Origin of the sequence: Nocardia sp. NBC_01730 (assembly GCF_035920445.1) — a bacterium.
Taxonomy (GTDB): domain Bacteria; phylum Actinomycetota; class Actinomycetes; order Mycobacteriales; family Mycobacteriaceae; genus Nocardia.
Genome location: NZ_CP109162.1, coordinates 8,319,899 through 8,345,364 on the forward strand (window position 1 = coordinate 8,319,899; position 25,466 = coordinate 8,345,364).

27 protein-coding genes are annotated in these 25,466 nt (G+C 67.4%); 12 read left to right on the top strand and 15 right to left on the bottom strand.

The features are described 5' to 3' along the window. The first annotated feature begins 14 nt into the window (after window positions 1-14). Window positions 15-509, top strand: a complete 495-nt coding sequence (locus tag OHB12_RS34310) for a DUF2247 family protein (RefSeq protein WP_327114389.1) — start codon at window positions 15-17, stop codon at window positions 507-509. A gap of 104 nt (window positions 510-613) precedes the next feature. Here OHB12_RS34310 and OHB12_RS34315 read toward each other — a convergent pair whose 3' ends face one another. Then, a complete protein-coding gene (locus OHB12_RS34315) occupies window positions 614-895 on the bottom strand; it encodes a hypothetical protein (protein WP_327114390.1) in 282 nt (93 codons plus the stop codon). Between the two features lie 526 nt (window positions 896-1,421). Here OHB12_RS34315 and OHB12_RS34320 point away from each other — a divergent pair. From OHB12_RS34320 to OHB12_RS34335, 4 genes are all read left to right on the top strand, one after another. Next, window positions 1,422-2,012 (top strand): YbaB/EbfC family nucleoid-associated protein, encoded by a 591-nt coding sequence (locus OHB12_RS34320; RefSeq protein ID WP_327114391.1) that lies wholly within the window; start codon window positions 1,422-1,424, stop codon window positions 2,010-2,012. A gap of 2 nt (window positions 2,013-2,014) precedes the next feature. Then, entirely contained in the window at window positions 2,015-2,362 is a 348-nt protein-coding gene (locus tag OHB12_RS34325) for a hypothetical protein (RefSeq protein ID WP_327114393.1), read from the top strand. Continuing rightward, the gene (locus OHB12_RS34330) at window positions 2,359-3,255 is read left to right on the top strand and encodes a hypothetical protein (RefSeq protein ID WP_327114395.1); all 897 of its coding nucleotides are present in this window, start codon (window positions 2,359-2,361) and stop codon (window positions 3,253-3,255) included. The genes OHB12_RS34325 and OHB12_RS34330 overlap by 4 nt, the downstream gene beginning before the upstream one ends. A gap of 76 nt (window positions 3,256-3,331) precedes the next feature. Continuing rightward, complete coding sequence (locus OHB12_RS34335) at window positions 3,332-4,069, top strand: hypothetical protein (protein ID WP_327114397.1); 738 nt, start codon at window positions 3,332-3,334, stop codon at window positions 4,067-4,069. Between the two features lie 58 nt (window positions 4,070-4,127). Here the strand turns inward: OHB12_RS34335 and lipA are convergent, their stop codons facing one another. The 5 genes from lipA to sucB all read right to left on the bottom strand — a co-directional run bounded on the left by lipA (window position 4,128) and on the right by sucB (window position 9,712). Continuing rightward, window positions 4,128-5,243, bottom strand: coding sequence for a lipoyl synthase (gene lipA / locus OHB12_RS34340; protein WP_442799910.1), 1,116 nt, complete (start codon window positions 5,241-5,243; stop codon window positions 4,128-4,130). Window positions 5,244-5,253: 10 nt separating this feature from the next. Next, window positions 5,254-6,006, bottom strand: coding sequence for a lipoyl(octanoyl) transferase LipB (gene lipB / locus OHB12_RS34345; protein WP_327114399.1), 753 nt, complete (start codon window positions 6,004-6,006; stop codon window positions 5,254-5,256). A gap of 490 nt (window positions 6,007-6,496) precedes the next feature. Beyond that, entirely contained in the window at window positions 6,497-7,033 is a 537-nt protein-coding gene (locus tag OHB12_RS34350; protein ID WP_327114400.1) for a GNAT family N-acetyltransferase, read from the bottom strand. Next, window positions 7,030-7,938, bottom strand: a complete 909-nt coding sequence (locus OHB12_RS34355) for a TIGR01777 family oxidoreductase (RefSeq protein WP_327114401.1) — start codon at window positions 7,936-7,938, stop codon at window positions 7,030-7,032. The genes OHB12_RS34350 and OHB12_RS34355 overlap by 4 nt, the downstream gene beginning before the upstream one ends. A 16-nt stretch (window positions 7,939-7,954) precedes the next feature. Beyond that, window positions 7,955-9,712, bottom strand: coding sequence for a 2-oxoglutarate dehydrogenase, E2 component, dihydrolipoamide succinyltransferase (sucB, locus tag OHB12_RS34360; protein ID WP_327114403.1), 1,758 nt, complete (start codon window positions 9,710-9,712; stop codon window positions 7,955-7,957). Window positions 9,713-9,970: 258 nt separating this feature from the next. Between sucB and OHB12_RS34365 the strand changes: the two genes are divergently transcribed. Further along, window positions 9,971-10,333 (top strand): oxidoreductase, encoded by a 363-nt coding sequence (locus OHB12_RS34365; RefSeq protein WP_327121729.1) that lies wholly within the window; start codon window positions 9,971-9,973, stop codon window positions 10,331-10,333. A gap of 32 nt (window positions 10,334-10,365) precedes the next feature. Here OHB12_RS34365 and OHB12_RS34370 read toward each other — a convergent pair whose 3' ends face one another. Both OHB12_RS34370 and OHB12_RS34375 read right to left on the bottom strand, forming a co-directional pair. Further along, entirely contained in the window at window positions 10,366-11,877 is a 1,512-nt protein-coding gene (locus OHB12_RS34370; protein ID WP_327114405.1) for a leucyl aminopeptidase, read from the bottom strand. Window positions 11,878-11,886: 9 nt separating this feature from the next. Further along, window positions 11,887-12,696, bottom strand: coding sequence for a TetR/AcrR family transcriptional regulator (locus tag OHB12_RS34375; protein WP_327114407.1), 810 nt, complete (start codon window positions 12,694-12,696; stop codon window positions 11,887-11,889). A gap of 111 nt (window positions 12,697-12,807) precedes the next feature. On the opposite strand from OHB12_RS34375, the gene OHB12_RS34380 reads away from it, so the two are divergent. The 3 genes from OHB12_RS34380 (at window position 12,808) to OHB12_RS34390 (ending at window position 15,928) form a co-directional block, all read left to right on the top strand. Then, window positions 12,808-13,413 carry a GNAT family N-acetyltransferase gene (locus tag OHB12_RS34380; RefSeq protein ID WP_327114409.1) on the top strand — a complete coding sequence of 202 codons (606 nt, stop codon included), beginning with the start codon at window positions 12,808-12,810 and terminating at the stop codon, window positions 13,411-13,413. A 228-nt stretch (window positions 13,414-13,641) separates the two neighbouring features. After that, complete coding sequence (gene gcvT / locus OHB12_RS34385; RefSeq protein ID WP_327114411.1) at window positions 13,642-14,736, top strand: glycine cleavage system aminomethyltransferase GcvT; 1,095 nt, start codon at window positions 13,642-13,644, stop codon at window positions 14,734-14,736. A gap of 94 nt (window positions 14,737-14,830) precedes the next feature. Beyond that, window positions 14,831-15,928 carry a branched-chain amino acid aminotransferase gene (locus OHB12_RS34390; protein ID WP_327114413.1) on the top strand — a complete coding sequence of 366 codons (1,098 nt, stop codon included), beginning with the start codon at window positions 14,831-14,833 and terminating at the stop codon, window positions 15,926-15,928. A 1-nt stretch (window position 15,929) separates the two neighbouring features. Here the strand turns inward: OHB12_RS34390 and OHB12_RS34395 are convergent, their stop codons facing one another. The 5 genes from OHB12_RS34395 to OHB12_RS34415 all read right to left on the bottom strand — a co-directional run bounded on the left by OHB12_RS34395 (window position 15,930) and on the right by OHB12_RS34415 (window position 20,557). Beyond that, entirely contained in the window at window positions 15,930-16,643 is a 714-nt protein-coding gene (locus tag OHB12_RS34395; RefSeq protein WP_327114415.1) for an MBL fold metallo-hydrolase, read from the bottom strand. Between the two features lie 69 nt (window positions 16,644-16,712). After that, complete coding sequence (locus OHB12_RS34400; protein WP_327114417.1) at window positions 16,713-17,459, bottom strand: adenosylcobinamide-GDP ribazoletransferase; 747 nt, start codon at window positions 17,457-17,459, stop codon at window positions 16,713-16,715. A 241-nt stretch (window positions 17,460-17,700) separates the two neighbouring features. After that, window positions 17,701-18,783 (bottom strand): nicotinate-nucleotide--dimethylbenzimidazole phosphoribosyltransferase, encoded by a 1,083-nt coding sequence (cobT, locus tag OHB12_RS34405; RefSeq protein WP_327114419.1) that lies wholly within the window; start codon window positions 18,781-18,783, stop codon window positions 17,701-17,703. 115 nt (window positions 18,784-18,898) lie between these two features. Then, window positions 18,899-19,465, bottom strand: a complete 567-nt coding sequence (cobU, locus tag OHB12_RS34410; RefSeq protein WP_327114421.1) for a bifunctional adenosylcobinamide kinase/adenosylcobinamide-phosphate guanylyltransferase — start codon at window positions 19,463-19,465, stop codon at window positions 18,899-18,901. A 111-nt stretch (window positions 19,466-19,576) separates the two neighbouring features. Further along, on the bottom strand, window positions 19,577-20,557 hold the full coding sequence (locus tag OHB12_RS34415; RefSeq protein WP_327114423.1) for a helix-turn-helix domain-containing protein: 981 nt from the start codon (window positions 20,555-20,557) through the stop codon (window positions 19,577-19,579). An 85-nt stretch (window positions 20,558-20,642) separates the two neighbouring features. Between OHB12_RS34415 and OHB12_RS34420 the strand changes: the two genes are divergently transcribed. Beyond that, window positions 20,643-20,801: a hypothetical protein gene (locus OHB12_RS34420; RefSeq protein ID WP_327114425.1), complete on the top strand. Its 159-nt coding sequence runs from the start codon at window positions 20,643-20,645 to the stop codon at window positions 20,799-20,801. A gap of 411 nt (window positions 20,802-21,212) precedes the next feature. Here the strand turns inward: OHB12_RS34420 and OHB12_RS34425 are convergent, their stop codons facing one another. After that, window positions 21,213-21,884, bottom strand: coding sequence for a DUF3043 domain-containing protein (locus OHB12_RS34425; protein WP_442799911.1), 672 nt, complete (start codon window positions 21,882-21,884; stop codon window positions 21,213-21,215). Between the two features lie 196 nt (window positions 21,885-22,080). Between OHB12_RS34425 and OHB12_RS34430 the strand changes: the two genes are divergently transcribed. Together OHB12_RS34430 and OHB12_RS34435 are read left to right on the top strand one after the other, a co-directional pair. Further along, a complete protein-coding gene (locus OHB12_RS34430; protein ID WP_327114428.1) occupies window positions 22,081-22,434 on the top strand; it encodes a HesB/IscA family protein in 354 nt (117 codons plus the stop codon). A gap of 263 nt (window positions 22,435-22,697) precedes the next feature. Next, on the top strand, window positions 22,698-23,666 hold the full coding sequence (locus OHB12_RS34435) for a carbohydrate kinase family protein (protein ID WP_327114430.1): 969 nt from the start codon (window positions 22,698-22,700) through the stop codon (window positions 23,664-23,666). A gap of 572 nt (window positions 23,667-24,238) precedes the next feature. Here the strand turns inward: OHB12_RS34435 and OHB12_RS34445 are convergent. Further along, window positions 24,239-25,408, bottom strand: a complete 1,170-nt coding sequence (locus tag OHB12_RS34445; RefSeq protein WP_327114432.1) for an alpha/beta hydrolase family protein — start codon at window positions 25,406-25,408, stop codon at window positions 24,239-24,241. Window positions 25,409-25,466 lie beyond the last annotated feature (58 nt).

The following is a 25,466-nucleotide window of genomic DNA, read 5'->3' on the forward strand; positions in this document are numbered from 1 at the left end:
ACTCGAGTGCCTCGGTGAAGTTCAGTATTCCGGCTTCTTTCGTATCGGAGTGGGCAAAATTAACGCCGGGTGAGCTCAGATTCGGCCATGAGAACGAGTGGTTGACGTCGAAGGATGTTGTCGAATTAGCGCTGACGAGTGTTGTTCCTCCCAGCACGAAGATGGGCGTCATAGAGGAAATATCGCTGCTCCTTTCTGACGAGCTGTATCGCCTTCCCGCGCTGATGGACAAGCTTGCCGACCACGATGACCGAGTGTGGGCATATTTGGCACTCGCATGGGTTCACGAGAATCAGAGCGAATTCGACGAACCGTTCAAGGTGGTGGACATGATCTTCGCGGACTTCGGCTACCCAGAAGACGTGGGCGAGTTCGTTACGTTCATGCCCCCACCGGTCGGTAGCTTGCCTGGGATGCTCGGCCTCAAGCAGCGGTGGCAACGCTATCTCGACGAGAAGCGTTCGTATTACATGAACCGGGTTCCTAGTGGGGGCGCCAATGGCAGCTGAACTGTTTCGCGCTGAGTGTGGTGTGCGGTTCTCGGCACCGCCGCAAATGGAGTTCTTTTCTTCGGTTAGTTCTGGTAATCACATCGCGTGACCGCATGAAGTATTCAGCCGTTGGGGGTGCGGAACAGTACATTCTCGCGAAGCGCAGCCCGAGCAGCCGCCAGGTCCGCCAACCGTACCGAAACTGTTGCGGCAGCTAGCTTTTCGGGAAGAACATCGGAGAACTTCAACCCCTTGGCAGCACGCGGATCGGCGGCGGGCAGCGTCAGTTTCTCGCCGTCGCATGTGTGGGCGAGTGCGGCATGCCAGATATCTATCGTGAGATCGGATCGCAAGCGGATCGCGAAATCGGCCGGGCGTTGGGTCGGGTCGGCGATCGTGTCCAACGTCCGGGCTGCGGCATGCGCTGCGGCGCGCCGACCCGGGTCGCGAAGGTTTACATCGACACCGATGCCACAGGCCGAAAACCCGAACCTTGGTCGCCGACCACCATCGAAGTCGCCAACTTGCCATACGGCGATCATGCCGAGCGGGGGAGGGTGTCGCCAGGTCGTTTCGAATCGGTCCGTCAGGCTCGGGTCTTGCGCTATTGGTGTGCGGTCGATTACGTCAGCACCCGATGTGGAGCCGGTGAACGGTGGCCAGAGCGCTGCCCAGTTTTCACCGTCGATGACACCGCTAGACATCACCAGTCCCTCTGACCCGAGGGAGGTGTGTGGCGCTCGCATCCGTTCTGCAATCGCGCTCTTCGCCTGCGGGGAGCGCGAATATCGCATTCGTGGAACCGATCGGGGTGCTGCCGCGTCAGTGATGGGTAGGTCGATGACTGCAATCGGTGACGTGGTTGGGTCTGCGGAGCGGCGTGCTCATCGGCTCGGTTGGTCTAGGAGAGTCACGAATGAAGGAGTGTTGATGGCGGGATTCGATCCGAGCCGCGCGGTGGAGGACTTCGCGCAGATGGCAGCTGATTTCGAGCGTCAGGCAAACCGGTTTCAGGAGTTGCAGAGACGGATGACGGTGCTCGCGGTCACCGAGTCGAGCAGCGGCGGGCGCGTCAGTGTGACCGTTGACGGCAATGGCGTACCCACCGCCATCGATCTGTCGGCGAGCACGCGGGGAATGGATCCGGCGGTGGTCTCCGCCGAGATCATGGCCTGTCTGCGGCGGGCCCAGGCGAAGCTGCGCGCGCAGGTCACCGAGATGGTGCAGGACACGGTGGGCGGCGATGATGCGGCAGGCGCGGCGATTATCGAGCGATTCGCCGAGCAGTTTCCGGATCCCGAGCCGACCGAGACAGCGCCGCCGGAGTATTCCGCGCCGCCGCCTTCGTATGCTCCGCCGCCGGTGCCGCCCGCCCATCCCTCGACGCAGCAGGGGCCCGCGGCGCCTTCGGGTGGGTCGACCCCGACGGCGCGCAGCCGTAAACCCAACCGCGATCAGATCGTCACTCCGGATGAGCCGGACCCCGACGAGGAGTACTACCGGAAGTCGTGGCTGGTGTAATCATGACCAATCCTGATGCGTTCTCGGTGGATCCCGACGAGGTGCGCGCGCACGCCGTGAAAGTGCAAGAGCTCATGAAGAGTTTGACTTTGTCGCTCGAGGCTGCCACCTACCTGGGTGCCGCGGACGACGGTTACGGAGAGATACCGCGCCCGTTGGTGAAGCGGGTATTGGACGACAATCACCGCAACACCATCGACGTCATCCGCAAGCTGGCCGAGGATGTGGCCGTGCTGCCCGACAAACTGCGCACTGTCGCAACGACATTCGAAGACAAAGACGGCTCCTTCGGTAAGTCGCTGACCGAGCTGCTGGCGACCATCGCCGACGCACAGAAAGGTGCGAAGTGAGCACGGGGATCGGTAACTGGCTCAACGAGAACACTCCCGGTTTCGACGACAAGCCCAAGCCGAAGAACAACCCGTTGATCGCCGAGCACACGGACTACCGTGAGGAGTACTTCCAGGAGGACGTCTTCTTCCTGTCGAGCGTCGGCCTCGCCAAGAACCCCGAGACAGGAGTCCCCGGGGTTGTGGAGGGCACGCTCGTCGGTGACATCTGGGAGGTGTACTCGAATCTGCAGAAGGGCGATACGTTCAAAGCGATCACCGGTGGTATCGCCCTCGGTGCGACCGTGTCGGATGCGCCCGGAGATCCGTTCGGATTCGTAGGAGATCAGATCGCCGGCTGGATGCTCACGCACGTCGAGCACTATCGGAAGACGCTCGATGGACTCGCCGGAAACGGCCAGATGGTCAAGGGATATTCCGACACCTGGATGAGAATCTCCAAAGCGCTGACCGATATGAGCAGTACGTGGAAAACAGGGCTGGAGAAAGACATAGCGACGTGGACCGGCAGCGCGGGAGACTCCTACCGTAATCGAGCAGCGGAATTGACCGACAAGATTTCCGCCGCGGGTGGGGTTGCCGCGTGCCTCGGCGCCACCATGAAGACGGCATCGGAGATCGTCGCGGTTTTCCACAAGCTGGTGCAGGACATCCTGACCAGCCTCGCCGGTGCGCTGATCGGGTACACCCTCGAACTGGCAGTGACAGCTCTTGCCGCCACTCCGCACGTCATCTCCGCGGTGCTGGCGAGAATCGCCCGAGACGGCGTGCGGATATCGACGCTGCTCGCCGATATGATAGCGGCCTTCAAGGATGTGCATACGATCAGCCAGGCGGTCGCCGCTGTCATCTATGCCCTTCTCGGCCATGAGGAACAACAGCAGCCCGCGTAGGGCGTGCTTCGCCGTACGACTCTGCGTGGCCGGTGTTTCGCGCAGGGCCTTCACATACTCGAATGGACAACCGATCGTGAACAATCAGCATGTGCCGGGAAAGTATCCGGGGGTGCCCGAAGGCATGCCTTTCGCGCCGCCGCAACCGGGCCCGGCAGCCGTCGGCGCGCCACCCTCGCAGCCTTATGCGCCGCCTGGTGGCCTGATGCGCAACGCCTTCCGGCCGCATCCGTACGGATCGTCGGCGTCCCATCCGCACGAAGCGGCCGCCTCCTATGTGACACCGCCGCCGAATACCATGGGCCAACACGGCTTTCTGCTGAAACACGGCACCGCAAACGACCCGGTGGACGCCTACCGCCCGGAGCCGGGGGAAACAGGGATCATCGTCGACGCCTCGTACTTCCGATGGTGGATGGCCGTGTACTTGTACGCGACAACCAAGCCGCGAATCTTTGTAGACGGCATCGAAGTGCCAGACGTCTCCTGGGGCGCGACACATGTTCCCGCGCCTCCTGGCTTACACCACGTCGAGGTCTGCACGGGGAAGGCCCACTGGTTCTTCCGAAACTTCATGAGTGGTTGGTCGTTCGACATCGGATTCGCCGACACTGTTGTTCCGGTAACTGACGGGCGCCGAACACCCGTCTACTACCGCCCCCCTGCACTGCGCTTGTGGCCAGGTGCGATCGGCCCGAAACCGCCGCGATGGCCAGGGTTGAACTGGATGCGGTTCACTTGGCTCTTCAGCGCCGTGCTCGTCGGGTTCTTCGGGCTTATGGCGTTCACTGCGGTGCAGAAGATTCTCAACTGATCACCGCCCCGCCCGGAGATCGCCGACAGGATGATCAGCGGCACTCGACTCGGCGGCGTCAGCTGCCGAAACGGGCGAGGACAGAGCTGGCTTCTTGCGACGCCGTTCCCTCTTCCGCCAAATGCGACATTTCTGGGGCGATTTCGCGGCCATGGTGGGCCATTGCCTGGGCGTACAACCGGCCCGCCCGGTAGGAGGAGCGGACCAGTGGACCGGCCATAACCCCCGCGAACCCGATCTCCTCAGCCACCTTCGAGTGCTCCACGAACTCCTCCGGCTTCACCCAGCGGTCGACCGGATGGTGGCGGGGGGAGGGCCGCAGGTATTGGGTGATGGTGAGGATGTCGCAGCCCGCTTCGTGCAGGTCGCGCATGGCCTGGGTGACTTCCTCCGGAGTCTCGCCCATGCCGAGGATCAGGTTGGACTTGGTCACCAACCCGGCCTCGCGGGCCGCGGTCAGAACCGCCAGAGAGCGCTCGTACCGGAACGCGGGCCGGATGCGCTTGAAGATGCGGGGCACGGTTTCGAGGTTGTGGGCCAGCACTTCTGGGCGCGTGGAGAACACCTCGGCCAACTGGTCGGGGTCGGCGTTGAAGTCCGGGATGAGGAGTTCGACACCTGTGTTCGGGTTCAAAGCCTTGATGGCGCGGACGGTTTCGGCGTAGAGCCAGGCGCCGCCGTCTTCCAGATCGTCGCGGGCGACGCCGGTGATGGTGGAGTAGCGCAGGCCCATGGCCTGGACGCTCTCGGCGACTCGGCGGGGCTCGTCGCGATCGAGCGCGGCTGGCTTGCCGGTGTCGATCTGACAGAAGTCGCAGCGGCGAGTGCACTGTTCGCCGCCGATGAGGAAGGTGGCCTCGCGGTCTTCCCAGCATTCGAAGATGTTGGGGCAGCCTGCTTCTTCGCAGACGGTGTGCAGGCCCTCACGCTTCACCAGGCCCTTGAGTTCGGAGTACTCGGGGCCCATGGTGGCACGGGTGCGAATCCACTTGGGCTTGCGCTCGATCGGGGTCTCCGCGTTGCGGGCTTCGATGCGCAGAAGTTTGCGGCCGTTTGCGGCACGAGCTTCGGGCCCGGAGGTGGTAGCTTGCGTAGCCGCGGAGGGCCCAGGGAGTGTCGCAGCAGGTTCGGCTGCGGCTCCGCTGTGAGGTGTCGGGGTGTCGACTGAGGTCACTTCAGCGACCTTACGCCGTCGCGGTCGGCGGCTGCGGGGCAGTCTCCCCCGGTGTGACGCGGGCGATATCGTGCTCGGTTACCGGCAGTTCGCCGTCGAGGGCACGGATGATCGCGTCGGTGACCAACGGCTTCATCTCCGCCACGGTCACCTCGCGGCCGAGCTCGCGGGTCAGCGTGGTGACGCCCGCGTCGCGGATGCCGCACGGGATGATGGCCTGGAAGCCGTCCATGGCCGAATTGCAGTTGAACGAGAAGCCGTGCAGGGCGACGCCGCGCTGCACGCGGACGCCGATGGAAGCGATCTTGCGTTCGGCGTACAGCTCGGTGGCGGGCAGCCAGACGCCGGAGCGACCCTCGACCCGGCCGCAGGTGAGGCCGAGGCCGGTGCAGGCGGCGATCAGCGCCTCCTCGAGGCGGCGCACGTAGTTCACCACGTCGACCGGCTCGGCCAGGCGCACGATCGGGTAGCCGACGAGCTGGCCGGGGCCGTGCCAGGTGATCTTGCCGCCGCGGTCCACCTCGACGACAGGGCTGCCGTCGATCGGCAAATCCTCGGCCTCGGTACGGCGACCCGCGGTGTACACCGAGGGGTGTTCGAGGAGCAGCAGATGATCGGATCCGTTGCCCTCGGCGCGCTCCGCGGCGATGGTGCGCTGCAGGTCCCAGGCGGCGTGGTAGTCGATGAGTCCGAGATCCTCGACCACGATCGGGGTCGAATCGAATCGGGCGGACCAGGTGGTGCGCGTGTCGTTCACAGCCATGACGGTACGCCCAGGACGATGTCCGATTCCAGCACCTCGATGTGGGAACCGCCACAAGGTGATCGGGTTTGCCGGGGAAGAGCTGGGCTGATTCGGAGGTTGGTCACCCGCTCGGCGCCATGAACAATATGAACTCAGCGACGGTGCTGCCACGAGGGGGCGCGGCGGCATCTTCATCGCGGTCGCGTCGGGATGACGAAGAGCGTGCTGTAGACGAGCGGTGCGCGTCATTCTGTCGCGATCGTGTCGAGGAGTGCCGGACAGCTCGGTCGACGCGGACCGGCAACGTCAACGGCATGAGCGTCGAATCCGTCCACCGCCCAGGCTTACAACCTCGAGCGGAAATCCGAAGCGCCCATGCAACAGGATCGACCGGGGATTGTTCGATTCGATCGCCCTACCATGGCGTGCACAGCGCCTGTGTGATGAGCGGCGAGCGGTGCACCGCCCCCTCATCGTGATCGCATCAAGAGGGACGAGCGACAGCGGCTCAGTCGACGTCGACCGGCAACATCAGCTGCATGAGCGTCAAATCCATCCACCGCCCGAACTTGTGCCCGACCTCCGGCAGCACACCGACAGTGCGGAATCCGAAGCGCTCGTGCAACAAGATCGACCCGGTATTGCTCGATTCGATCGCGGCGATCATGGCGTGCACGGTCCCGCCGCGCCGCGCCCGCTCGACGAGCTCGGTGAGCAGGGCGCTGGCGATGCCGCGGCGGTGGAACCGCCCGTCGACGTATACCGAGTTCTCCACGGTGAAGCGGTACCCCGACTTGGTGCGCCACGGGCCATAGCTCGCGTAACCCGCCAGCTCGCCGTCGATCTCGGCGACCAGCACGGGCAGCCCCGCCCCGGTGCGAACACGGAACCAGGTGGCACGCTCGTCCAGCCCGACCTGCTCGGTGTCCCAGATCGCGGTGGAGGCGGCGATGTTCGCGTTGTGGATGGTGAGGATCGCGGGCAGGTCGGTGGGGTTCGCATCGCGGATGACGGTGGCGAGCCTGGTGTCGAGTCGGTCGGTCATCGGGCGCCTCCGGGTCGTCCCACCGCGGCCGCGAGTGCGGCGCCGATGGTGGGATGCTGGAACGGATAGCCCGCCTCCTCGAGTGCCATGGGAATCGCTCTCGGGCCGTGCAGGATTGCCTCTTGCGCGAATTCGCCGATCAGCGTCCGCAGCACGAACGCGGGCACCGCGAAGGGAGTGGGCCGGTGCACGGCCCGCCCGAGCGCGCGGTTGAACTCGGCGTTGGTGACCGGTGCGGGGCCGACCACGTTGACCGGCCCGGACATCGTGTCGTTGCCGAGCGCGAAGACGATCGCGCCGATCTCATCGGCCATCGAGATCCACGGCGTGTACTGGCGACCGCTGCCGAGCCGTCCGCCGAGGCCGAGTGAGTACAGCGGTTGCAGCATGCTGAGCAGGCCGCCGGTGTGCGAGAGCACGCCTGCGCTGCGCAGCAGGACCGTGCGCACGCCTGCACTGGTCGCGGGCTCGGTGGCGGCTTCCCAGTCCCGGCACAGGGTGGCGAGGAAACCTGACCCGACGGAGGAGGTTTCGTCGACAACGCGGTCGCCGGTGTCACCGCCGTAGTAGTGCACGCCGCTGGCGTTCAACAGCACCGGAACGCCGACGGCGACGACCGCGTTCGCCAGTACGTCGGTGGGGGTGATCCTGCTGTCGCGCAGTTCTTGTTTGAAACTGCCGGTCCAGCGGCGACTTCCCACGCTCGCGCCACACAGGTTGACCACCGCGTCGGCGCCGCGAAGCGCGCGCTCGTTCAGGTCGGCGCTGGCCGGGTCCCAGGCGAATTCGTCCGGGCCCGCGGCCTTTCTGCGCACCAGTCGGGTGACGTCGTGCCCGTCGCGGCGCAGAGCCGCGACGAGCGCTGTCCCGATCAGCCCGGACGAGCCGGCGATCACGACCTTCATACGTGCCGGAGCTTCTTTACAGGCCGAGGTCGGCCTCGAACGCCGCTTCCTCGAGCCGGTGCCGGATCGTGGTCAGGAAGCGACCAGCGTCGGCGCCGTCGATCAGGCGGTGGTCGTAGGTGAGCGGCAGGTAGCACATCGAGCGGACGCCGATGGACTCGTTGCCGGTCTCGTCGGTCACGACGACCGGACGCTTGACGATCGCACCCGTGCCGAGCATGGCCGCCTGCGGCGGAACCAGGATCGGGGTGTCGAACAGCGCGCCCTGGCTGCCGATGTTGGTGATGGTGAAGGTGCCACCAGCCAGCTCGTCGGGCTTGAGTCCGCCGTTGCGTGCGCGGTTTGCGATATCGGCGATGGCGCGCGCCAAGCCCGCCAGCGACAGGTCGCTCGCGTTGTGGATCACCGGGGACAGCAGGCCCTGGTCGGTGTCGACGGCGATGCCGAGGTGCACCGAGGCGTGGTAGGTGATCTCCTTGCTGGACTCGTCGTAGCTGGCGTTGACGTTCGGGTGCACGCCGAGCGCCTCGACGACGGCCTTGGCGAAGAACGGCAGGAACGTCAGGTTGACGCCCTCGCGGTTCTTGAACGACGTCTTGGCCTGGCTACGCAGCGCGGCGACCTTGGTGACGTCGGCCTCGTGCACCTGGGTCAGCTGCGCGGTGGTCTGCAGTGACTCGCGGGTCTTGGTCGCGGTGATCTGGCGAATGCGGTTGGCCTTCTGCACGGTGCCGCGCAGGTGGGCCAGCTGCGGGCGCGCCGCTGCGGGGGCCGACGGCGCCTTGGCGGCGGCCGGGGCGGGCGCGGCCGGTGCTGGTGCCGGTGCTTTCTTGGCTTCCGCGGCGGCGAGCACGTCCTGCTTGCGGATGCGGCCGCCGACACCGGAGCCGGTGACCGTGGCCAGATCGACGTTGTTCTCCTCGGCCAACTTGCGGACCAACGGGGTGACGTACGGGGTCGCGCCGTTGTCGGAGGCGGCGGGTGCCGGTGCCGGGGCAGGCGCGGGAGCCGGAGCCGGAGCGGCGGCGGCCGGAGCCGGTGCCGGGGCAGGCGCGGGAGCCGGAGCGGCGGCTGGTGCCGGGGCAGGCGCGGGAGCCGGAGCGGCGGCTGGTGCCGGGGCAGGCGCGGGAGCCGGGGCGGCGGCCGCGGGAGAACCACTGCCGATCACACCGAGCTGAGCACCGACCGGAATGACATCGTCTTCCTGCGCGGTGATCTCCAGCAGCGTGCCCGCGACGGGGGACGGGATCTCGGTGTCGACCTTGTCGGTCGAAACCTCGAGCAGCGGCTCGTCGACGGCGATTTCATCACCGACTGCCTTCAGCCAGCGGGTGACGGTGCCCTCGGTGACCGACTCGCCGAGTTCCGGCATCTTGACCGGGGTGCCATCACCGGACGACGCGGGTGCGGCCTGGGCGGCGGGGGCCGGCTCCTGCGCGGCAGGCGCGGGCTGGGGTTCCGGGGCGGGCGCCTCCTGCACGGGGGCGGGGGCCGCGGCCTCCGGAGCGGGCGCGGGCGCGGACGAAGCCGCCTCACCAGGCTCGCTGATGACGCCGAGTTCACCGCCGACCTCGACCACGTCGTCTTCCTGGGCGACGATCTTCGACAGCACGCCCGCCGTGGGGGACGGGATTTCGGTGTCGACCTTGTCGGTGGAGACCTCGAGCAGCGGCTCGTCGACCTCGACCGTGTCTCCTTCCTGCTTCAGCCACCTGGTCACCGTTCCCTCGGTGACGCTCTCACCAAGAGCGGGCATCTGGACGGAGAAGGCCATGTCCGTTGACTCCTCTGACTGCTCGACGGGTTCTACAACAGCTGATCTCACTGCGGACGCCCGTCGCGGGTCGCGTCGTGCGTCCGACAGCCACCGATCATTGTGGTGGCACCGGAGATCTGTGTGGTTCTTGTACCGCGGTCCATCCTTGCATTCGTCCGCGAGCTGCGAAGCAGAGGGCAGCCAACTGTACGGAGCTGGCACTATGGGATGACCGGCGGTGAACATTCTCCGATGCTGGAAAGGAGGTCGGCGTCGTTGGGTTTGCTGGATCGTTTCCGAGGCCGCGCGGCGCGTGCTGGTGGCGCTCGACGTGCGGATTCGGTCAGCGGCGAGGACGCTCGCTACCTGGCCGCGTGGGTGCGCACCCACGTGGGAGTCGAAGGCTACATCGAGCCGAAGACCACGGTGACTGATGTCACAGTCGTTCTTATTGCCGCTGATGGTGAATGGACGCGCCGGATCGTCGGCGAACGCGGGGCCCGGCGGCTTGCTGGAGATTTGCGAATCCCCGTCTATGACGTGCGTAAGACCGGATATCCGCAGCGGATGCGCGACTACGACGCCCGCAAGCGCGTGCAGCGGCAGCGGGCGTTGGAAGAGGAATTGCGCGAAATGTAGGGGCGTCGTCCGAGAGACGACGCCCCTGGCGCTCACTCGGCGGCGATGTCCTCGATCACCGTGATGAGGGTGCGGACCGGCACACCGGTGCCGCCCTTGCCGATGTAGCCGAACGGGCCGCCGGTGTTGTAGGCCGGGCCCGCGACGTCGAGGTGGGCCCACTGCACGCTCTCCGGGACGAACTCTTTGAGGAACAAGCCTGCCGAGAGCATGCCGCCCCAGCGGTGTGGCGCGACATTGGCCAGGTCGGCGATCTTGGAGTTCAGATCGGCGCGCAGCTCGCTGGGAAGCGGCATGGCCCACCCGTTCTCGCCGACGTCGCGGGAGATGCGGGCGACCCGGTCGCGGAACTCGTCGGTGCCCATCACGCCGGGGGTGCGGGTGCCGAGCGCGACCATCTGCGCGCCGGTCAGCGTGGCCACGTCGATGAGGTAGTCGGGGTCGTCCTCGCTCGCGCGGACGATCGCGTCGGCCAGGATCAGGCGGCCCTCGGCGTCGGTGTTGAGCACCTCGACGGTGGTGCCGCCGTACTGGGTGAGCACGTCCCCGGGGCGCTGCGCGGTGGCCGAGGGCATGTTCTCGGCCATCGGAACCGTCGCGGTGACGGTGATCGGCAGGCTCAGGCGCGCGGCGAGCAGCGTGGTGGCGATCACGGCGGCCGCACCGGCCATGTCCGAGGTCATGTTCTCCATGTTCGCCGCGGGCTTGATGGAGATGCCGCCGGTGTCGAAGGTAATGCCCTTACCGACCAGCGCGACCTTCTTGGGCCCGCCCACGTAGCTGATCCGGATCAGACGCGGCGGGCGCGAAGAGCCCTTGCCGACGCCGAGTACGCCGCCGTAACCGCGTGCTTCCAGTGCTTTTTCGTCGAGCACCTCGACGGTGAGACCCGCGGCTTCGGCGAGTTTCTCCGCTCGGGAAGCGAACTCGGCGGGGAACAGGTGGCTGGGCGGTGTGTTCACGAAATCGCGCGCGGTGGCGACGGCCTCGGCCGTCAGCTGAGCGCGGAAGAACACCTCCTCGCCGAATCCCGGCTCGGGCACGAGGAACTCGACGCGGGCCGCGGGGCGTTCGTCCGGCTTGGGCGCGGACTTGTCCGACCTGAACGGCGTGAACGAGTAGGCGCCCAGGTAGAAGCCCTCTACAGCGGCGCCGAGATCCAGGCCCGACAGCGTGGTCGCCACCAGTTCGGTACCCGACAGTGCGCGGGCGGCCACCCCTGCCGAGCGGCGGATCTGCTCCGCGTCGGCCTTGTCGGCGGCGCCGAGCCCCACGGCGAGGACGCTGGACACCCCGTCCAGCCCGGCCGGGGCCGGAACCCGGGTCAGCTCTTCGGCCTTGCCCTTCGCGCCGACCGCGCCGAGCTGGTCGAGCAGCTCCGCGCGCACCTCGGCGGCGAGCACGTCGCCGAACAGGTCCTCGGGCACGATGGCGGGACCGTCCTCCGACGACGTCAACCCGATGACGAGCACATCGGTGTCCGCGCCGATGGTCTCGGTGCGTGCCAGTTCCGGTCCGAGCGAGCGATCTGCAACAGCGGTCATGGGCACAGGCTATTCGGTCGGTTCCAGGTGCCGCATCGCGACGCCGTCCAGCAGGAGTTCCACGCCGGTGTCGAGGAGGTCATCGAAGTCCAGCTCGAGGCCAGCCGGGTCGGCGGTGAAGAAACGGTGCAGGACCGGGCGGGTCGCCGGGTCGAGCAGCTCGGTCAGATCGTGACGCGGCGTGGCGGATTCCGCGAGGGATTGCGGATTGCCGAGGCGGTCGGTGCCCTCGGAACTCCACAGCAGCGCGAGACCCTGGACCAGGCCCGATAGCGACAGGTAGATCGCGAACGCGGTCTGCCTGGTCAGGTCGGGGTGGTCGAGGGCGGCGAAGTTGCGTTCGAGGATGTCCAGCAACGCGGGGCCGAGGGGCGGGCGGGTACGGGCCAAGAGGGGCAACATCCACGGGTGCCTGCGGTAGAGGCGCCACTCCTCGCCTGCCTCGTGCCGCAGCCGCGGGCGCCAGCCGGAGCAGCGGGGCGGAGGCGGTGGGATTTCGTCGAGTACCAGCTCGGCCATGCTCGCCAGCAATGCTTCCCGGTCGGGGAAGTGGCGGTAGAGGCCGGCCGTCGCGACGCCGAGCACGCTGGCCAGGCGGCGCATGGTCAGGCCGTCGATGCCGTCGCGGTCGGCCAGGTCGATGGCGGCGCGTGCGATGGCGACTCTGGTGAGCCGCGTCGGCCGCGTAGTGCGGCGAGTGGATGGTGCGTGGTCGCGGCGGGCGCGGTAGGCGCGCGCTCGGCAGGACCGGGAGCAGTACTTGCGTTTGCGGCCGCGTGGGGGTTGGGCGAGCTCGTTCCGGCACATCTCGCACGTCATCGGACGCTCCTATTTCGACACACGAACAGGTGTGACGAAATGCTAGCAAAATGGTTGTGGCATCCCTAGATTGACAATCACACACGCTGTTCACATCGAAAGGGTTGGCGGATGCAGCTCACCGCTCGGCAGGCGAGTGCTCGGGACCGCGACGTGCTCATCGAGGCGTTCTGCACGGCCAGCGTGGACGAAGTGGTGACGGCGTGGGTGCTGGAGGGGCAGCCCGACGCGGGCTTCCGCACCGCGTTCGTGCCGGGACTGGTCGACCGCGCACTGCGGGACGACGAGATCTGGGTCGCGGGGGCGGATGAGGACATGTGGTCCGTGTCGATCTGGCAACACGTCACCTCGGTGGAGCGGTTCGCCGCGGAGGCCGTCGAGGCGCGGACACTGGCCGAGAAGACGCCCGCTGTGCGCCCGCTGCGCCGCGCGGCGTTCGTGACCGAACTGCTCGCCCGCGAACACCCACGTGACTTCCCGCACCAATACCTGCAAGTGATCGTCACGATGCCGGAGCATCGTGGCAAAGGCGCAGGTGCCGCAATCCTCACGCACCGGCTGCGAGCCGTCTCCGAAACGGGCATCCCGGTCTTCCTCGAAGCGAGCACCGAACGATCCGCCCGCCTGTACACGCGCTCCGGTTTCACCCGGACCGGAGCAACCCACACACTTCCGGAAAATGGCCCGACACTCATCCCCATGTGGTTCCGTCCCTAGGCTCGCCCGTTGGGCGGCAAATCGCTGCGACAGTTCGCGACCAGCTTCGAGGGTCGGTGCGACACAGCTGAGGATTCGAGCCTTGCGCGCCTCGGGGATTGCTGTTCTTCGATGCAGCGGCGTATCTCGATGCGTTTGCCCAAGGGCCGGCGCTGGGCAGGCCGGTGTGCGGGCCTGGTCCGGCGAGGACCAGGACGACGGCCGCGTGGTCCCCGATAAGCTCGGCGGGTGACCGATCTGCTGCGAGGACCTATTCACGCCGTGCATGTCGAGTTGGGTGCGACGTTCGCGCCCTTCGGTGGGTGGGAGATGCCCGTGTCCTACGTGGGGACGGTGGCCGAGCACCAGGCGGTTCGCGCCACTGTCGGGTTGTTCGACGTCAGCCACCTCGGAAAGGCGACGGTGCGTGGGTCGGGAGCGGCGGCGTTCGTGAACTCCGCGCTTACCAACGATCTCGGCCGGATCGGGCCCGGCCAGGCGCAGTACACGCTGTGCTGCGCGCCGGACGGGGGAGTGATCGACGACCTGATCGCCTACTACGTGAGCGACGAGGAGATCTTTCTCGTGCCGAACGCCGCCAACACCGCGGTGGTCGTCGCGGAGCTGCGGAAGGTCGCGCCCGAGGGTGTCACTGTGACGGACGAGCACCGTGACTACGCCGTGTTCGCGGTACAGGGCGCCCGCTCCACCGAGGTGCTGACCGCACTCGGCTTGCCCACCGAGCTCGAGTACATGGCTTACGCCGACGCCGAATGGGACGGCCGCCCGGTCCGGGTGTGCCGCACCGGCTACACCGGCGAGCACGGCTACGAACTACTGCCCGGCTGGGACGACGCGGAACCGCTGTTCCGCGCCCTGGTCGAGCAGGTGCGCGCGGCCGACGGCCAGGTCGCCGGCCTGGGTGCCCGTGACACGCTGCGCACCGAAATGGGTTACCCGCTGCACGGGCACGAACTGTCGCTGGAGATTTCGCCGGTGCAGGCGCGCTGTGGTTGGGCGGTCGGCTGGAAGAAGCCGGAGTTCTGGGGCAAAGCGGCACTCGAGCAGGAGAAGTCGGCCGGACCGCGCCGACTCCTGCTGGGACTCGAAGCCCTTGATCGTGGCGTACTCCGCCAGGGACAGACCGTGCTCCGCGACGGCAAGTCGGTCGGTGAAACCACCTCCGGCACGTTCTCGCCGACGCTGAAAGTCGGTATCGCGCTGGCTTTGCTCGATACCGAGGCGGACCTCGAGCCCGGAGCCGAGGTCGAGGTAGACGTGCGCGGGCGCCGGTTGCGCTGCAAGATCATCCGCCCACCATTCGTGCAGACGAACACCAAATAGCCGCGGGCAGTGCCGTGTAGTGCGCGGGAGGCGGTCGGCTATGGGTCGGACCACGGGCGTAACCGGGAAATCGCTCCCGGATAGGATCATCGGCATGACCATTGCCGCACAGTTCACCCGTGTCCCGCATCCCGCGCCCGTTCCGGCGCAGCGGCGACAAGAGGTACTGACGGCGCCCGGGTTCGGACGGTTCTTCACCGACCATATGGTGTCGATCGATTACGCCGACGGTGCGTGGACCAACGCGCGTGTGGAGCCGTACGGCCCGCTGGCCCTGGACCCGGCGACGATGGTGTTCCACTACGGCCAGGCAGTCTTCGAGGGCCTGAAGGCCTACCGCCAGAGCGATGGCAGCGTCTCTTGCTTCCGTATCGACGCGAACGCCACGCGTTTCCGCAAGTCGGCCCGCCGCATGGCGATGGCAGAGCTGCCGGAGGAGCTGTTCATCGAGTCGGTGCGCCAACTGCTCGACGTGGACCGGGACTGGGTGCCCGCGGCAGGCGGCGAGGAATCGCTGTACCTTCGGCCGTTCATGTTCGCGACCGAGGCCGGGTTGGGTGTGAAGCCCGCCTCGGCGTACAAATACCTGCTGCTGGGTTCCCCGGCGGGTGCGTACTTCCCGCGCGGCGTGAAGCCGGTGCGGGTCTGGCTGTCCACCGAGTACGTGCGGGCGGCGCCTGGTGGCACCGGCGAGGCCAAGGTCGCGGGCAACTACGCGGCTTCTTTGCTCGCCCAGGCCGAGGCGTCGGCGCAGGGATGTGATCAGGTCGTGTGGCTGGACGCGTGCGAGCGCCGCTACGTCGAGGAGATGGGCACCAACAACCTGTTCTTCGTCTTCGGTTCCGGCTCCGAGGCACGGCTGGTGACCCCGGAGCTGTCCGGTTCCTTGCTGCCGGGCATCACGCGGGACTCGCTGCTGACCCTTGCCGCCGATTCCGGCTTCCCCGTCGAGCAGCGCAAGATCTCGGTGGAGGAGTGGCGCAAGGGCGCCGAATCCGGTGAGCTCACCGAGGTTTTCGCCTGCGGTACCGCCGCGGTGATCACGCCGGTCGGCTGGGTCCGTTCGGGCGAGAGCGAGTTCACGATCGGCGGCGGCGAGCCCGGCGAGGTCACCATGGCCCTGCGCGACACGCTCACCGGCATCCAGCGCGGCACCTTCGCCGATATCCACGGGTGGATGCGCGGGATGTGACTCAGCCCGGCATGAGCATGTGCCACTGGTCGAGGGTCTGCGGGCGCATGACGTAGTTGTTGTCCCGGACAGTGGACAGCGCGGCGTTCGGTTCCTGCGAGTACCAGTGACCCGGGTAGATCACCGGGTCGCCGGCGAGTCCCGCGAGGTAGCGCAGGCTGCGGAACATTTCGTCCGAGTCGCCTCCGGGGAAATCGGTGCGGCCGCATCCGTCGACGAACAGGGTGTCGCCCGCGATCAGACGGTTGTCGAACAGGAAGCATTGGCTACCCGGAGTGTGTCCTGGTGTGTGTAACAGCTCGATGTCGAAAGCGCCGACGGTGACCTTGTCACCGTGCTCGTGACCGGTCAGCTCGCTCTCGGCGATGCCGGTGACGTTGGCTACCCACGGCAGCTCCTTGGCGTTGACATGCACTGGGACGCTTGCCCTTTCGAGTAACTCGCGCACGCCCCGCAGGGTGAAGCCGAGCATCGTGCCGCCCACATGGTCGGGGTGGTGGTGGGTCGCGAGGACCCCGGTCAGCCGCAGACCGTCTCCTTCGGCGATATCCACCAGGTCGCCCGCCGCGTACGCCGGATCGACCACCACGCACTCGCCCGTCTCCCGATCGCCGATCAGGTACGCGAAATTGCGCATCTGCGTCGCGATCGGATCGCCAACGGCGTAGTCGCGTCCCGACAAAAGTTGGCGAAAGTACACGCGCTCAGAAGACATATCGCACACCTTATTGCTCGCCCCGGACGATCCCGCGCGGCACGGCCGGAAAATTTCCGGTGCGTCCGGCTAGACGGTGAGGGATAGTACCGCTGCGGCGACGGCCACCGACGTTTCCAGGGCGGCGCCGAGGACGTCGCCGGAAAGTCCGCCGAAGCGACGGGCGCAGTGCAGCACGAGGACCAGCGAGGCGGCGAGGGCGAGCAGGACGGCGAGGGGGCCCTGCCAGGTGCGGCCGGGGACCGCCAGCACCGCGAGGGCGATGGAGGCGACCGTCCAGAACGCGGCCGTGAGTGTCGATTGGGTGCCCGCGACGAGGACGCCGAAGCTGGTGCCTGGGGCGGCAGCGATGCCCCGGCAGGCGATGACTACGACCACGCGGCCGGTCGTGACCGCGAGGGCTACCGCGAGCCACCGGCCCGAGTCGGCGAGAGCCGCGAACGAGAACGCTTGTATTCCGATGGTGAACACGATCCCCGCGACGCCGAACGGCCCTGCGCCGCCGCTCTTCATGATCTGCCTGGCCCGCTCGGGCGGACCGTAGCTGCCGAGCCCGTCCATGGTGTCGGCGAGCCCGTCCAGATGCATGCCCCGGGTGGCCAACGCCAACGCGCCGACCACCAGCAGACCGGCCAGCGGAGCAGTCGCACCGTCCCAGGTCAGCAGCCACAGCAGCCCCGCGGCCCCCGCGCCGAGCAGCGCACCGACGACCGGCGCCGCTCCGATCGCGCGCCCCACCATCGCCCGATCGACGTCATCCGGCCCAGGCACGGGCAGCACGGTCAGCCACGAGATCGCCAGTAATACTCCGGTCATGCCGAACAACCTCCTCTGCAGCCCGCGGCCTCGCGCTTGCCGACAAAGACCCGTTTCGGGATCGGCTGCAATCGTGTGTCAGGGCGCGGGGGCGCCGCATTGGTCTGGCCGAGCGTCCAGCAGGTCGAGTAGGCGGTGACCGGACGCGACCAGGTGTGGCGGCGGTGCGGCGTTGTTGCCGAGGAAGCGTGGCCGGCGGTGACGGTGTCCCGCGGTTGCGTCCCAGTGGGCCGAGAACGGTTCACTTGCGCAGGTCCAGTGTGGTGCTTGCCGGTTCGGCGGCGTCGGCGGTGCTGACTCCGGCGTCGGCGAAGGTGGACATCTCGGCGAGGATCGCGACTGCCGAACGCAGGACCGGAAGGGCGGTGAGGGCGCCGGAACCTTCGCCGAGGCGCAGGTTCAGGTCGAGTAGGGGGTCGAGGCGCAGATGTTTCAGTGCGAGGGCGTGGGCCGGTTCGGTCGATCGATGGCCTGCCAGCCACCAAGCCCTCGCGCCTGCTGCGAGGTCTTCGGCGACCATCGCCGCGGCCGTGACGACTACGCCGTCGAGTATGACCGGGGTGCGCCGGGCAGCGGCCTGAGCGAGGAAGGCGGCCATCGCGGCGAAGTCGGCGCCCGCGGCGATACGGAGGAGTTCGACCGGGTCCTTCACGACCGGACGGGCGCGGCGCATCGCGTCGCGGATGGCGGCGACCTTGCGAGCCCAGCCCGCGTCGTCGACGCCGGTGCCGCGCCCGGTGGCGGCGACGGGTTCGGTGTCGGTGAGGGTAGCGACGAGCACAGTGGCGGGGGTGGTGTTGCCGATGCCCATGTCGCCCGCGATCAGCAGGTCGGCACCCGTGTCGATCTCCTCGTCGGCGATGGCGCGGCCCGCGGCGAGCGCCGCCTGGATCTCCTCGGCGGTGAGCGCGTCCTCGCGGTCGATCGCACCGCTGGAACGGCATACCTTGTGCTTCGACACCTGCGGGTCGGTGTCGGCGTCGACGGAGATGTCCGCGACCCGGACCGTCGCTCCTGCCACCGCCGCGAGGGTGTTCACCGCTGCGCCGCCACCGAGAAAGTTCGCGACCATCTGCGCGGTGACCTCGCTCGGGTACGCCGAAACCCCGTGCCGTGCGACACCGTGGTCCCCGGCGAACACCACGACCCGGGCGCGCTCGAACTGCTTCGGTGGGCAAGCACCCTGGCACGACGCCACCCAGTTGCCGAGTTCCTCCAACCGGCCGAGCGCCCCACCGGGTTTGGTCAGCTGCGCCTGCCGCTGCTCGGCGGCCACACGAAACCGTGTGTCCGGGGGCGCTACCGGTCCAAATCCGTGAGTCACTGTCGAGCCTTTCCGGTCGTGGCGGTTCCCGCCGACTACGCAGCCCAATCTTGCCATTCCCGGCTCCCTGTCGGCCCTCCGTCGGAGGCTTCTACACACCTGCCGCGGGACCGCGCTACTTCAAGCGCAGGGGTAGGCCCGCGACGACGAAGTACGCCTCGTCGCAGACCTGGGCCAGGCGCTGGTTGAGAGAGCCGATTTCGTCGCGGAACAAACGGCCCGAGCGGGTCGCCGGGATAACGCCCATGCCGACCTCCGGAGTCACGATCACGAGGTGGAATGGGTAGGCGGCGACGGCCGCGACCAGGGCGTCTGTGTCGGAGGAGATCGTGCCGCGCGGTGCGTCCCACGCCTCACGTGCGTCGATGCGGGCGGTGAGCCACGTGCCGATGTCATCGATGAGAGTGACATCCGGCAGGTTCGATGGCACCGTCGGTTCGGTGAGAACCGTTGCCGGGTCGGTGCTTTCGACGGTCGACCAGCTTCCGGGCCGACGGCTGCGGTGCTTGGCGATCCGCTCGGCGAAATCGCGGTCCGCGGGATCGGGCACCGCGGTGGCGAGATAGCGGACCGGGCCGCCGGCGTTGGCTGCGAGCTCCTCCGCAAACACCGACTTGCCGGATCGCGCGCCGCCGAGAATGAGTATGCGATGCGCGGATGCGGAGGAGGGACTGTGCGGCACCGGTGCACCGTATCAATCGGCGGGCGCCGAGCCATCCATCCGCGATATGTCGACCGTCGCCCTCGCTGCGTGCCGTCCACCACTCGACGGCTATCCCGCACCGCGCGACGACTACGCCGACGTCTTCTGCCCCGCGTCCGGGTTCCCGCCGAAGCGGCGGCGATATTCGGTGGGGGCGATGCCGACGAGGCGTTGGAAGTGGTGGCGCAGGAGGGCGCCGGAGCCGAAGCCGGAGCGGGCGGCGATGCGTTCCAGGCCGAGGTCGGTTTCCTCGAGGAGTTGCTTGGCCAGCAGCACGCGCTGGTTGGTGAGCCATTTCACCGGGGTGGTTCCGGTTTCGGCAGTGAAGCGGCGGGCGAAGGTACGGGTGGACATAGCGGAGCGGGTGGCAAGTTCCTCGATGGTGTGTGGCAGGTCGAGGTGTTCGTTCATCCACTCCAGGGTCGGGATGAGGCTGTCGGAGGTGCAGGCGGCGACCGGGCGTTCGATGAACTGACGCTGTCCGCCGTCGCGCTGGGGCGGCACCACCATGCGCCGCGCGATCGCGTTGGCGACGCTGCTGCCGAGTTCGCGCCGCACCAGATGCAGGCAGGCGTCGATGCCCGCCGCGGTGCCCGCGCTGGTGATCAGGTTGCCTTCGTCGACGTACAGGACGTCGGGATCGACGGTGGCCTCGGGGTACTCGGCGGCCAGTTTCTCGACGTAACGCCAGTGCGTGGTGCATTTGCGGCCGTTGAGCAGCCCGGCCGCACCAGCCAGGAAGGCTCCGGAGCAGACGGTGAGCACGGTCGCGCCGGCCGCTGCCGCGTCACGGACCGCCCCGACAACACGTGGATCGAATTCCGGGACCGTCGCGGCGGCCGGGATCGCGACCAGGTCGGCCGCCGCCAGCTCCGCGAGCCCGTACTCCGGTGTGACAGTTATCCCAGGACTGGTCGAGTGCAGCGGGGTGCCCGGCTCGGCCCCGCAGACCCGGAAGTCGAAGCCGGGCAATCCGTCCGCGGTCCGGTCGAGGCCGAAAACCTCACAGATGACCCCGAACTCGAACATAGCCATCCGCTGGGACAGCACCACGGCGACCTTCGACAGCATGCGGGCAGTCTACTGGCCGAATTTTTACGAACAATGTCAGTGCAGCCACTATCGGCGGTAAATCACTGAGCGCAAAATTACTGCCATGACTACTTTCCTTGTTTTTCTCGCGGTCATCGTGGCCTTCGCGGCGCTGGTCGGGTACGGCACCGGCCGGGCAGGCTCATCCGACGTCGTCGACCGCGACGCTCAGCGCATGCGGGCCGAGCTGGCCGCCATGCTCGGCCGTAACGCCCACCGCTGACCACCGCGACCGAACGGCAATGGCCCAGCATGTAGCAACGAGTCCGCCCGCGCCAGACGACAGTGGGGCACCATTCGCTATTTGCGTGTCATCGAGACCGAGCATTGTCCGCTCGCGTCCGAGCAGTCGACGCGCCCGCGACGAAGTCACCAGCAGCAGTCGCCCAGACGCCCTCCACCAGCAGGGCGCCGACACGCAGCGCCGCAGGCGAGGCCACAACTAGCGCTCGCCTCCTACCGCAACCACATCGGCTGACTCCCGCTTCCGAGCGCAGCGAGACCAAGCATTCCATGTTCGCGGCCCGGCTCGTGTCCGAGTGGCCGCCGCGTCCGCGACGAAGTCGCCAGCGGCGGTCGCTCGGACACGAGCCATCAAGGGGCCGCGAACACGCAGCGCCGAAGGCGCTGCAAATTAAACACTGTCGCCGGGGCCGACCCGCGGCTTCGGAGCACGCATCTTGCGGATCTGGGAGGCGCGGACGAAGGCGTACCAGCCGAGCCGGTATCCGGTGTCGGTGCTATCCGGGAAACGCTCCCTGACCCGGTTGTTCACGATCCGGCCGAGCAGGACGCCCTCCGCGATCATGAATGCCATCATCACCAGCATGGCCAGTGTCACGATGGTCTGCAGCGCGGGCGCGACGAACATCGACAGGATCAGCACCAACGCCATCGGCATGAACAGGCCGACCAGGTTGCGACGGGCGTCCACGATGTCGCGGACGAACGCTCGCACCGGCCCCTGGTCGCGCGGCAGCAGGTACTTGTCTTCGCCCGCGAGCATGCGCGCCCGCCGATCCTGGGCGGCCGCGCGCCGTTCGGCTGACGCCGCCTTGCGCTCCTGCCTGCTGCCGCGGGTGGCCTTGCGCCGGGCGCGGGCCTCCTTCGCGGTGAGTGGAGCGGGGGCTACTGGGCCGCGGCGCTTGCCTTGTGCGTCACGGCGTTTCGGGGTGGGACGGCCCTTGCCCGCGGTGGCTGGGGCCGCCGTCCGGGTGGAACCCGCGGCCGAGCCGCCATCCACGACCGCCGTCGATTCGGCGGTCGCGTCGGTGGTGCTGGACTCGCCACGACGGAACAATTTCACAGCGACCAGGCTATTCGATCGACGATGCGGCGTGAAACGCGGTCCGATTCGCCGGGAGTGTGCGCAGTCACGGAGGTCGCCTGCCGCGGCGGGCCGGGTGGTGGCAAGATGGAGGAATAGCCGCCTGCCGAGTGGTGTTGACCAACACGACCCGTGCGCTGCCACGGGTTGACCAAGGGTTCCTCGAGGAGAGTTCATGACTGTGCAGAACGAGACCGCCACCACCCACGGTGTGACTCTGACCGACGCCGCCGCTGCGAAGGCGAAGGCGCTGCTCGATCAGGAGGGTCGCGACGACCTGGCGCTGCGGATCGCGGTGCAGCCGGGTGGTTGTGCCGGCCTGCGCTACCAGCTGTTCTTCGACGACCGCTCGCTGGACGGTGACCTGATCGTCGATTTCGGCGGCGTGACGCTGGCCGTCGACCGGATGAGTGCTCCCTATGTGCAGGGCGCCTCGATCGACTTCGTCGACACCATCGAGAAGCAGGGTTTCACCATCGACAACCCAAACGCCACCGGCTCCTGCGCCTGCGGCGACTCCTTCAACTGAGCTTTCCCGCCCAGTCGCGCGATGAGCAAGTCCGAACGGGACGACTGATTTCGTGACGACTGATCTCGTAAGAACATGGGTAACTCGCCGGGAACGCCCAGAACCGAAGCGGCACCCGACGCAGGACCTGAACGCAAATCCTGCGTCACCCGACTAGTACGGCCTGAATACCCGGAGAGGCGGAACAGGCTACGGTGAGACCGGGACTCGCGTCGTCCCGGTCCAAGACCCGCCTGCCGCCTACTTTTGAAGGGCTCAGCCACGTGTCCATCGCCGTTTCCGCGTCCATTGCGACCGACCACCTCATGCGTTTTCCCGGACGGTTCGCCGACGTACTGCTGGCAGATCAGCTCGACCACGTGTCGCTGAGCTTCCTTGTCGATGATCTGCAGATCCGCCGCGGAGGCGTCGGTGGAAACATCGCCTACGCCATGGGTTTGCTGAACCGCACGCCCCTGCTGGTGGGCGCCGTCGGCGCCGACTTCGCCGAGTACCGCGCCTGGCTGGAATCGCACGGTGTCGACTGCTCCGGTGTCCTGGTCTCCGACCGGGCGCACACCGCCCGTTTCGTCTGCACCACCGACGACGACATGGCTCAGCTCGCGTCGTTCTACCCCGGCGCGATGAGTGAGGCGCGCGACGTTTCCATCGCTCAGCTGGCCGAGACGCGGAAGCTCGGCCTCGTCCTGATCGGTGCGAACGATCCCGAGGCGATGCTGCGGCACACCGCCGAGTGCCGCGAACTCGGCATCCCGTTCGCCGCCGACCCCTCCCAGCAGCTGGCCCGCCTCGACGGCGACCAGTCCGTGCAGCTGATCGACGGTGCCGCGTACCTGTTCACCAACAAGTACGAGTGGGCGCTGCTGCTGCAGAAGACCGGCCTGAGTGAGGAAGAGGTCGCGAAGAAGGTCGGCATCCGCGTCACCACGCTCGGCGCGGACGGCGTGCGGATCGTCGACCGCGACGGCACAGAGGTGACCGTCGGCGTGGTTCCCGAGATCGAGAGGGTGGAGCCGACCGGCGTCGGTGACGCGTTCCGCGCGGGCTTCCTCACCGGCCACACGGCCGGGCTGAGCTTGGAGCGTTCCGCCCAGCTCGGCTCGCTGATCGCTGTGCTCGTGCTGGAGACCATGGGCACCCAGGAGTGGACGCTGAACAAGGAAACCGCGCTCGAGCGCCTGACTGCCGCCTACGGCCCCGAGGCCGCCGCGGACATCAAGCCGCTGCTCTAACGGGTTTTCAGGCCGTACCGGTCAGGTGGTGCCGGATTCGCGTTCAGGTCCTGCGTGTGGTGCTGCTCGAATTTTGGGTGTACCCGATGAGTTACCAATGTGCCCCCTAACAGCATATCCGCCGGATTTCGCCCACTCGACGAGCCGCCCGACGTAGCCGCCGTCGGCGAACACCAGCGAGATGGTGGCGAAGCGAGCGGCCACGGCGGCCAGCAGCCGGTGTGCGGCGTCCCGATCCTGGATATCGCGTCACAGACCAGCCGCCGGTGCCACTTTTCCGGGCGACCGCCCTTGCCGCCGGTGTTGCCCGGCGGCGGCAGCAGAGGCTCCGGCAGTTCCCACTCGGGGTCGGTTAGCGACGAAGACGGGTAGAACGGGCAATCCGGCGACTCGCCGTTGGTCGGGCACGACGAGCACGAGCAGGTGAGCAACACTGACAAGGGGCTTTCGGTGGTGACTTCTTGGTATGGAAACCTCAGTCGTACCGGGAGTCCCTCCACATATCAGGCATTACACGCCGACCGGTTACCCAGTTTCCAGATGTCCTCTGACAGGTCCTCCGGCCCCGCGCCTCAGCGGGTGGCGGCGTCCAGTTCGGCGAAGGTGTCGGTGACCCAGTCGGCGACGAAGTCGCGGACGTAGGGGAAATGGTCGAGGCCGATATGCTCGACACCGCCTTCCTCGGGGGTGAAGATCCGCAGTTCGCGCTTGGGGCTGTTGACGGCTTGGTCGTAGGAGCGATGGGCGTATTCGAGCGGGATCTGGCGGTCATTGCTGCCGTGGCAGATCAAGAACGGCACAGTGATCTGCTCGACGACACCGTCGAGGTGTACGTCGTCGGCGTAGGCGATGAAGCTGTCGAGGTCGTCGTAGCCCCATACCCACAGCACGTGCTCCCAGTAATGCGGCACCGGCCGCTCGCCTTCGCGTTCGAGACGGCGGCGCTGCACGGCGCCCCAGTTGTGGTTGGCGCCCCAAGCGACGACCAAGGCGAGCCGTTTCTCGAAGGCGGCCGCGCGCGGGGCGTAGTAGCCGCCGAGTGACCAGCCGACCAGACCGATGCGGGCGGTATCGACGTCGTCGCGTGTCTCGAGGTAGTCCACGCATGCGGTCGCCCAGCCTTCGGTGGCGATGCGTGCGGTGAGCCCGCCGAGCCGGAGAGCCTCGCCGCTGCCGGGGGTGTCGACCATGAGGGTGGAGATCCCGCGGGCGGCCAGTTCGTCGGAAATGCCGGAGGCGTAGATGTGTTCTTTCGTGCTGTCCAGGCCGTTCCACATGATCAGCACCGGGGCTGGGTCGCGGTCCGCAGCGGGAGCTTTGGTGAAATAGGCGGGCAGCGTCGTGTTCTCGAACGGGATCGTCACGCGGCTGGTGCGCGGGTCGATGTTGTCGAATGCCTTCTGCTGTAATTCGAGGACTCGGCGGTAGGTGTCGAGTCGGTGCAGCGATGATGCGCTTTGCATGCGTTCGGCCTGGCAGAGGTAGTTGGTGGCACGCCGGTACAGCTGTCCGGCGGTGCGTGTGTGGCCGGCTTTCTCGGCGGCCTCGGCCTGGTGCACCAGTGTGTCGGTCAGCGCGGTCCATGCCTGCAGGAAGTCACCGGTGCCGGCGTCCTCGCCGCGGGTCGCCGCGTCACGGATCGGGCGGCAGGCGCGGTCGACCTCGTCGATGAGGCCGCCGCTGTTGAGGGTGGCGGCGACGCTGAGGTTCCAGACGTAATTTCCGGGGAAGTATTCGAACATCGGTGGTCCTTATCCGTTGGGGAAATCGGTTGTTGAGGTGTTGGTTCGTGAGGCGTCG